The sequence below is a fragment of the Allosphingosinicella sp. genome (genome assembly GCF_036387215.1).
In the GTDB taxonomy this organism is placed as follows: domain Bacteria; phylum Pseudomonadota; class Alphaproteobacteria; order Sphingomonadales; family Sphingomonadaceae; genus Allosphingosinicella.
The window spans coordinates 1-7,665 of record NZ_DASVUE010000284.1 but is presented as its reverse complement, the minus strand read 5'-3'; the positions used below and the strand labels follow the sequence as shown (position 1 = coordinate 7,665).

At 66.7% G+C, this 7,665-nt stretch carries 9 protein-coding genes; 3 read left to right on the top strand and 6 right to left on the bottom strand.

The genetic code is table 11. The features are described 5' to 3' along the window. The coding region (locus tag VF662_RS11605) for an erythromycin esterase family protein (protein WP_464141274.1) at nucleotides 1–1,306 on the top strand (1,306 nt) is incomplete at its 5' end. Here the strand turns inward: VF662_RS11605 and VF662_RS11600 are convergent. From VF662_RS11600 to VF662_RS11590, 3 genes are read right to left on the bottom strand one after another with little or no spacing between them, the layout of a single operon-like run. Beyond that, a complete protein-coding gene (locus VF662_RS11600) occupies nucleotides 1,303–2,253 on the bottom strand; it encodes a DUF808 domain-containing protein (RefSeq protein ID WP_464141272.1) in 951 nt (316 codons plus the stop codon). The two genes, VF662_RS11605 and VF662_RS11600, sit on opposite strands and share 4 nt — an antisense overlap. A gap of 40 nt (nucleotides 2,254–2,293) precedes the next feature. After that, nucleotides 2,294–3,331 (bottom strand): ACP S-malonyltransferase, encoded by a 1,038-nt coding sequence (locus VF662_RS11595; protein ID WP_464141270.1) that lies wholly within the window; start codon nucleotides 3,329–3,331, stop codon nucleotides 2,294–2,296. After that, entirely contained in the window at nucleotides 3,324–5,531 is a 2,208-nt protein-coding gene (locus VF662_RS11590) for a dehydrogenase E1 component subunit alpha/beta (RefSeq protein ID WP_464141268.1), read from the bottom strand. The genes VF662_RS11595 and VF662_RS11590 overlap by 8 nt, the downstream gene beginning before the upstream one ends. A 104-nt stretch (nucleotides 5,532–5,635) precedes the next feature. Between VF662_RS11590 and VF662_RS11585 the strand changes: the two genes are divergently transcribed. Next, nucleotides 5,636–5,935: an SCP2 sterol-binding domain-containing protein gene (locus VF662_RS11585; protein ID WP_464141266.1), complete on the top strand. Its 300-nt coding sequence runs from the start codon at nucleotides 5,636–5,638 to the stop codon at nucleotides 5,933–5,935. Between the two features lie 4 nt (nucleotides 5,936–5,939). Here VF662_RS11585 and VF662_RS11580 read toward each other — a convergent pair whose 3' ends face one another. Genes VF662_RS11580 through VF662_RS11570 form a run of 3 tightly spaced genes read right to left on the bottom strand, consistent with a single transcriptional unit; the run spans nucleotide 5,940 to nucleotide 7,345 of the window. Further along, nucleotides 5,940–6,380, bottom strand: a complete 441-nt coding sequence (locus VF662_RS11580) for a nuclear transport factor 2 family protein (protein ID WP_464141264.1) — start codon at nucleotides 6,378–6,380, stop codon at nucleotides 5,940–5,942. A gap of 11 nt (nucleotides 6,381–6,391) precedes the next feature. Then, nucleotides 6,392–6,721, bottom strand: coding sequence for a winged helix-turn-helix domain-containing protein (locus tag VF662_RS11575; RefSeq protein WP_464141261.1), 330 nt, complete (start codon nucleotides 6,719–6,721; stop codon nucleotides 6,392–6,394). Nucleotides 6,722–6,724: 3 nt separating this feature from the next. Beyond that, nucleotides 6,725–7,345, bottom strand: coding sequence for a hypothetical protein (locus tag VF662_RS11570; RefSeq protein WP_464141259.1), 621 nt, complete (start codon nucleotides 7,343–7,345; stop codon nucleotides 6,725–6,727). A gap of 132 nt (nucleotides 7,346–7,477) precedes the next feature. On the opposite strand from VF662_RS11570, the gene VF662_RS11565 reads away from it, so the two are divergent. Continuing rightward, the coding region (locus tag VF662_RS11565) for a CoA-transferase (RefSeq protein ID WP_464141257.1) at nucleotides 7,478–7,665 on the top strand (188 nt) is incomplete at its 3' end.

The window sequence follows — 7,665 nt, the reverse complement described above, 5'->3', positions numbered from 1 at the left end:
CGATCCGCGCTCGCTCCCGGAGCTGATCCGCGACGCCGCCGAGCCGCTGCCGGAGCTCGACGACCCCGCTTTCGGCGCCCTGTTCGACCGCTTCGCCGATGCGCGGGTGGTGCTGCTCGGGGAGGCGAGCCACGGCACGTCGGAATTCTATCGCGCCCGCGCCGCGATCACGAAGCGGCTGATCGAGGAGCACGGCTTCACGATCGTCGCGGTGGAGGCGGACTGGCCGGACGCGGCGGTGATCGATCGCTACGTCCGCAACCGGCCCGAGCGGGAAGGGGAGGAGGCGGCGTTCCAGCGCTTCCCCACCTGGATGTGGCGCAACACCGACGTGGATGCCTTCATCCGGTGGCTGAAGCGGCACAACGAGCAGCGACCGCAGGACGAAATGGCCGGCTTCTATGGCCTCGATCTCTACAATCTCGGCGGCTCGATCCGGGCTGTGATCGACTATCTCGACGATGTCGATCCGGAGGCCGCTTCGATTGCGCGGGAGCGTTACGGCTGCCTCCAGCCTTATGCGAAGAACCCGCAGGGCTATGGCCGAATGGCCATCACCCGCGGCTATGCGCAATGCGAGCAGCCGGTCGTGCAGATGCTGCGCGAGCTTCTCCAGAAGCGCACGGAATATGTGGGCGAGGATGGCGACGAATATCTCGACGCGGCGGCCAACGCCCGGCTCGTGAAGAATGCCGAGGCCTATTACCGCGTCATGTATCACGGCGCGGCGGAGAGCTGGAACCTGCGCGACACGCACATGTTCGAGACGCTCTGCCAGCTGCTGGAGGCCAGGGGCCCGGAGGCGAAGGCGGTGGTCTGGGCGCACAACAGCCATATCGGCAACGCCGCGCACACCGAGATGGGGCAGGTGCGCGAGGAGCTCAACATCGGCCAGCTGTGCAAGGAGAAGTTCGGGGAGAAGGCGCGGCTGATCGGGTTCGGAACGCATACCGGCACCGTCGCGGCGGCGACCGACTGGGACGAGCCGATGGAGGTGAAGCAGGTGCGGCCTTCACTCGCCGGAAGCTACGAGCGCATGTCGCACGACAGCGGCGTCGAACGCTTCCTGCTCGACATGCGGGAGGGCGTGAACGAGGAAGCCGTCGAAGCCCTGCTGGAGCCGCGCCTCGAACGCTTCATCGGCGTCATCTACCGGCCGGAGACCGAGCGCTGGAGCCATTATGCCCAGGCCGTGCTCCCGAACCAGTTCGACGCTTGGGTGTGGTTCGACGAGACGAGCGCGGTCACGCCGCTGGGGGAGGAACCCTCTTCGGGTGAAGAGGAAATGTATCCGTTCGGGCTTTAGTGCGCCGCCGTCTTTCCGCGGAGCTTCTGGATCAGCTTCAGCAGCAGGATCACCGCGCCCCCCACCACCAGCCCGACGACGGCAGATCCCGCCGCCGCGACGAGCCAGCTGACGAATCCCCCGATCGGCTGCGCGGCGTGGCCGGCGCCTTCGGCGGCGTGGTGGAGAAGGTCGGGGATCGGCGTCAGGTGATATTCGTGCAGCCCGTGGACGACGATGCCGCCGCCGACCCACAGCATCGCCGCCGTTCCAATGAAGCCGAGAGCCTTCATCAGGATCGGCATGGCGATGACGAGGCCCCGGCCGAGCGCCTGCACTGGCGCGCCGCGGCGCTGGGCGAGGTGCAGGCCGATATCGTCCATCTTCACGATGAGCCCCACCGCGCCGTAGACGGCGACGGTGATGAGGATGCCGACGATCGCCAGCACCACGCCCTGGATGAGGAGCGGGCGGTCGGCGACGTCGGCGAGCGCGATCGCCATGATCTCGGCGGAGAGGATGAAGTCGGTGCGGATCGCGCCCGACACCTTCTCCTGCTCCAGTTCGCCCGGCTCCGTCCCCACCGGCACGTCGGCGACATGCGCGTCGTGGCCGATCACGAGCTCCATGATCTTCTCGGTCGCCTCGAAACAGAGATAGGCGCCGCCCATCATCAGCAAGGGCGTGATCGCCCAGGGCGCGAACGCGCTCAGAAGCATCGCCGCGGGGAGCAGGAAGACGAGCTTGTTCCTGAGCGATCCCTTGGCGATCTTCCAGATGATCGGCAGCTCGCGGTCTGGCGTGAAGCCGGTGACGTAATTGGGCGTCACCGCCGCATCGTCGACGACCACTCCGGCGGCCTTGGTGCCCGCCTTGCCGGCGGCGGCGCCGATATCGTCGAGCGAGGCGGCCGCGAGCTTCGTGATGCCCGCCACGTCGTCGAGCAGTGCGACTAACCCTGAAGGCATTCGGATCCCCTGTGGCCGAGTGTTTGGAGAAGCTTTTTCATCAGGCGGCCAGAGCCCGCTGATCCTCGCGGCCCATCGCCAGGAGATAGGGCGAGGAGGCCTGCAGCTCCTGGAAATCCCGCTTCGATCGGAGCCCCTGCCACTCGATTGCGATCAGCGCCTGGGCGATCGCGCCGCCGAGCGTGTCGCCGGGTCCGAGCAGGATGATGCGGTCGGGCGCGTGCTCGCGCACCGCCACCTGGACCGCGCGGGTGAAGTGATAGGTCTCCAGGATCTGGGTACCGAACGTATATTGCCGGAGCGCCTTCGGGTCCGTCGCGAAGGGCCGCCAGATATGGCCGCGACCATCGGTCATCGGGATTGAGGGCGAGCGGATCCACTCAGGCGGAAGCTTGAAGGCGCGATCCGAGGAGCCCTGCATCAACGGCGTATGGAAGGGCCCGTGATTGACCAGGCGAAGCGGCTCGCGGGCGGGAGTGGGCGGCGCCTCGGCAAGTAAGGCCGTGAGGCCCTGCTCGTTGCCGGCAAGGACCAGCATCCCGCCGAGATCGATCGACAGGTGAAGCGATGTACCCTCGCGCGAGTCGATCGACTGGACCAGAGCCTCCACCTGCTCGCGAAGGCCCGGCACCGCCCGCCAATCCTCGTCCACCAGCGTGAGAAGGATCTGTCCTCCCGCTTCGCCCGCCTGGCTGTTCTCGCCCATCGCATCGACGATCTGGAAGCCGTCTTCGGCGCTGACGGCGCCGGCGCAGGCGAGGCTGGTGTACCAGCCCATCGAATTGCCGGTGACCGCGGCGATGTCGAAGCGCGAGCGGTCGATGGCGAGGAAATCGGCGTAGGAGGCTGCGAAGATCAGCGGCGAGGCGATGTCGCCGCGCGTGTGCAACGCGGGGCTGAAGCGTTCCGCGCCGTCGAGCTCGGAGAGGGTCGGCTGGCCGCGGCGGGCGCGGAGCTGGTCGAAGGTGCCGATCAGCTCGCTTCTGTCCCCGTGGAGCCGCTTCAGATAGCCGAGCTCGGCCTTGCCGTAGGTCCCGCGGCCGGGGCAGACGACAAGCGCCTTTTTCCGCTCAGCCACGCACCAGCTCCAGCGCGGCTTCGACGATCGAGTCCCGGCTCGGCAGGGTGAGCGTCGCCGCCCGGCCGAGCGGGATGAACGAATCCTCGGCAGCGATCCGGCGGCAGTCGATACCCGGCGCCCGCTCAGTGAACAGGGCCATCAGCGCCTCGCTCTGCGAGCCCGTCTTGCGGCATTCTTCCACGATCAGGATCCGCTCGCACCCCGACACAGCCTCCAGCAGGCCGTCTTCGTTCACCGGGGCGAGCCAGCGCAGGTCGATCACGCGCGCGGCGATGCCATGCCGGTCGCGCAGGATCTTCTCTGCCTGGCGCGAGAGATAATAGCCGTTGCCGTAGGTGACGATCGCAAGATCATTGCCGTCGCCGTAGCGGCCGACTTCACCCAGCCGGATCGGCTTCGCTTCGCCCGGCGCTGCGTAGGTGGAGGTCCAGAGCGCGTCGCCTTCCTCGTGGAGGTCGCGGGTCATGTAGAGCGCGATCGGCTCGATGAAGACGATCACGCGCTGCTCCTCGAGCGCGAGGCGGACGCATTCGCGAAGCATCTCGACGGCGTCGGCGCCGTTACTCGGGCAGGCGAGGACGAGCCCCGGTATGTCGCGGAAGACGGCGAGGCTGTTGTCGTTGTGGAAATGCCCGCCGAAGCCCTTCTGGTAGCCGAGCCCCGCGATCCGGATGATCATCGGGTTCGTGTACTGGCCGTTCGAGAAGAAGCTCAAAGTCGCCGCCTCGCCGCGTATCTGGTCCTCGGCATTGTGGACGTAGGCGAGGAACTGGATTTCGGTGATCGCCAGCAGATCGTTATGAGCGGCTCCGATCCCGAGGCCGAGGATGCTCTGTTCGTCGAGCAGGGTGTTGATCACCCGCGTGGCCCCGAACCGCTCGTGGAGCTTCGCCGTGACGTTATAGACGCCGCCCTTGGGCCCGACATCCTCGCCCGCGACGATCATGTTGGGGTGAGTCAGCATGAGGTCGGCGAGCGTCCAGCTCAGCAGCCGCGCCATATGCTGCGGCTTGTCCATCATGTTGCGGTCGCGCGCGAACATCGCCTCGCGCTGCTCCGGGGTGGGCGTGTTCAGGCGAAGCGCTTCCCGCTTCGGCGGCACCAGGCTCGCCATCACCTGCTCGCTGGTGGTGAGCTTCGGCCGCGCAATCGCCTGCTCGGCGATGCGGGTGAGGGTCTCCTCGGCCTCGTTGTAGATGTCGAGGATATCGTCGGGCGAGGCGATGCCCTGCTCGACCATCAGGGCCGCGCTGTAGAGCAGGGGATCGCGCTCCTCGTCCTCCTCGATCTGCGCCTTGGTGAGGTAGGTGGACTGCACGTCGGAGCCGGCATGGCCGTAGAGCCGGACGCAATCCATGTGGAGGAAGACGGGCCTCCGCTGCGTGCGAGCGATCCGTGCCGCTTCCATCGCACCCCGGTAGGCGTCGGCCATGTCGAGGCCGCTGCAGCGTATATATTCGATCGCGGGCCGGCTGCGGAACGAAGCTTCGATCCAGCCGCGCGGGGTGCGGGTCGAGATCCCGATGCCGTTATCCTCGCAAAGGAAGACGAGCGGCATGGGCGTACCCTGGTAAGCGGCCCATTGAGCGGTGTTGAACGCCCCCTGCGCCGTCGAATGATTGGCTGACGCGTCGCCGAAGCTGCACAGCACGATCGAGTCGTTTGGGAGGGCCGTGTCCTTGAGCTTGAGCTTCTTCGCGATGCCGATGCTGAATGCGGCGCCGACCGCCTTGGGAAGATGGGAGGCGATGGTGCTGGTCTGCGGCGGAATGTTGAGCGGGTTCGAGCCGATCACCTTGTGCCGGCCGCCGGAGATCGGATCCTCGGCGGAAGCGGCGAAGCTCAGCAGCATGTCCCAGCAGGGCGTCTGCCCGGGAAGCTTCTTCGAGCGGTGGATCTGGAAGGCGTTCGACCGGTAATGGAGGAAGGCCATGTCGTCGATGCGGAAGGCTTCGGCAACGGCCGCGTTGTTCTCATGCCCCGAGGATCCGATCGTATAGAAGCCCTCGCCCCGGGCCTGCAGCCGGCGCGAGACCCGGTCCATCTGCCGGCTCGTGCACTGGCTGTAGAACAGCTCGGCGATCGTCTCGCGGGCAAGCCCGATCTCTTCCGGCCGCACGCCGCTGCGGCGCTTCGGCAGGTTCCCGCCGCTGAGCTTGGCGACGAACTTCTGGTGGGTGATTTCGGCTGCGTCCATGGATGTTGGTGCCACTATCGCTGGGGCGTTCCCGCGTCGAGAGGCGCACTTGACTTGACGTTCACGTAAAGTACGGGAAGCGCAAACCTTCCATGGAGCCCTCAATGACCAAGAGTGAAATGGCCGCCAAGCTCAACGAAGCCAATGCATGGCTGCCCGGCAAGCGCGTGAAGATCGATTTCGGTGATCAGGGCGCAGTGATGCTCGACGGCGTCGCCAACCAGGTCAGCGAGGATGCGGGCGCCGCCGACACCACGATCAAGGTCGCCTGGGCCGATTGGGAAGCGCTCCAGAACGGCCAGCTCGATCCGATGACCGCCTTCATGCAGGGCAAGCTCAAGATCGAGGGCGACATGTCGACGGCGATGCAGCTCCAGGGCGTGCTCTCGAAGCTCGGCAAGTAGGCGCTCAGCCGGCCGCCGCGCGGGTGAGTTGCCCCGCAACCAAGACCCAGTCCGAGCCGCGGCGGGCGTAGACGTTGGTGAAGCGCAAGCGCAGCACCACCTTGTCCTCCCGCCGCTCCACCAGGGAGCCCGTCAGCACTGCCGCCGCGCCGTAGCCGCGAACGGCGGTGTCCTCGAGATGCAGCGTGGGGAGCGGACGATCGGGCGTGGAGGGGCGCATGAAACTCATCTCTTCCGCCTTCCCCGCGACTTCGCCGTTGCTGTGAACCATCGTCACCTCGTCGGCCACCAATCGGCTGTAGACAATCTTGTCGTCGCCGCGGAACGCCGCCAGCCGGGCCTCCTCTACGGCCACGATCGTACGCGTGAGGGACTCTGCCGGCGGGCTGGCCGTCGTGCAGGCGGCGGCGAGGAGCACGAGCGTGAGGAGGAGGCGTTTCTTCATCTGCTTTCTCTTCATATCCGGGAGGTGGGTTGCCGTGTCGAGGCGGCGATGGCTTCCATGCGCGCCAGCCATTCGAGCCAGGCGCTGCGGCCGGCCGAAGTCAGCCGGATGCGCGTCTGCGGCTTGCGAGAGACGAACTTCTTCTCGACCCCGACATAGCCGGCTTCCTCCAGCTTCTTGAGGTGGACCGACAGGTTGCCGTCGGTCGCGCCGACCTTGTCGCGCAGTTCTGTGAACAGGGCGGAATCGACCGTGAGGAGGTAGGCGACCACGCCCAGCCGGAGGCGGCCATGTATGACGTCGTCTATCGCGCTATGGTCGAAGGGATTAGCCTCGGCCACGGATTAGCCCCGGCCCTTCGGCTCGGCGAGCAGCAGAAAAAGCCCGGGTAGGAAGACCGTCAGCGCCACGCCCGCCGCCGCCAGCAGGTAGCGGTCGGGACTGAGGATGAGCGCTGTGAAGAGGCCGACCATCACCACCGCCCCCGCGCCGGCGGTCATGGCGATGCTGCTCTTGCCGAGCACGCCCGTGACGAGGAGGGCGCAGGCGTAGACCGCGAACGCGACCGGCGCGACCCAGTCGAAGGTGGCCGGCGCGGCGCCGCTTTCGGCCGCCAAGGCCGACCCGATGACCATGGAGACGAGGGTGCATGCCGCCGTCACCCATGCAGTCCGCGCCGCGCGGTTGCCGGCCGATCCGGCCCCCGGTTTGGCCGCCATACCGCGCGCGAGGATGAAGTGACCGATGACTCCGACGACAGGCAAGGGGAGCCAGATCCAGGCGAAAATGGTGCGCTGATCCCCGATCAGGCCCTGCAGCGCAAAATGGTGAGCGACATAGGCGATGGTGAGGAGCAGCCCCCACCAGGCCATGAACCGCCCGCCAAGCAGCGGCGCGTGCGCGCCGCTCTCGGCCAGTTGCCGCACATAGGCGATTTCTTCACTCGTGGCCCCAAGGCTTTTCATAACCGATGCTCCGTAAAGAACTTCGAAATACAAAGTACGCTGCTGAACGTTCTTGAGTCAAGCCGTTCCGACCGCATTGACCCCCGCGCGGGGTGGCGGCTAACTGCGCCTCCGTTCTTGCCGGAGCTTTCGATGCAGAAAATCTATCCCACCGCCGAGGCCGCGCTCGACGGCCTCTTGTTCGACGGAATGACGATCTGCGCGGGCGGCTTCGGCCTGTGCGGCATTCCCGAGCGGCTGATCGACGCCATCCAGGCGTCGGGCGTCAGGGACCTCACCATCGCCTCCAACAATGCCGGGATCGACAATGAAGGGCTCGG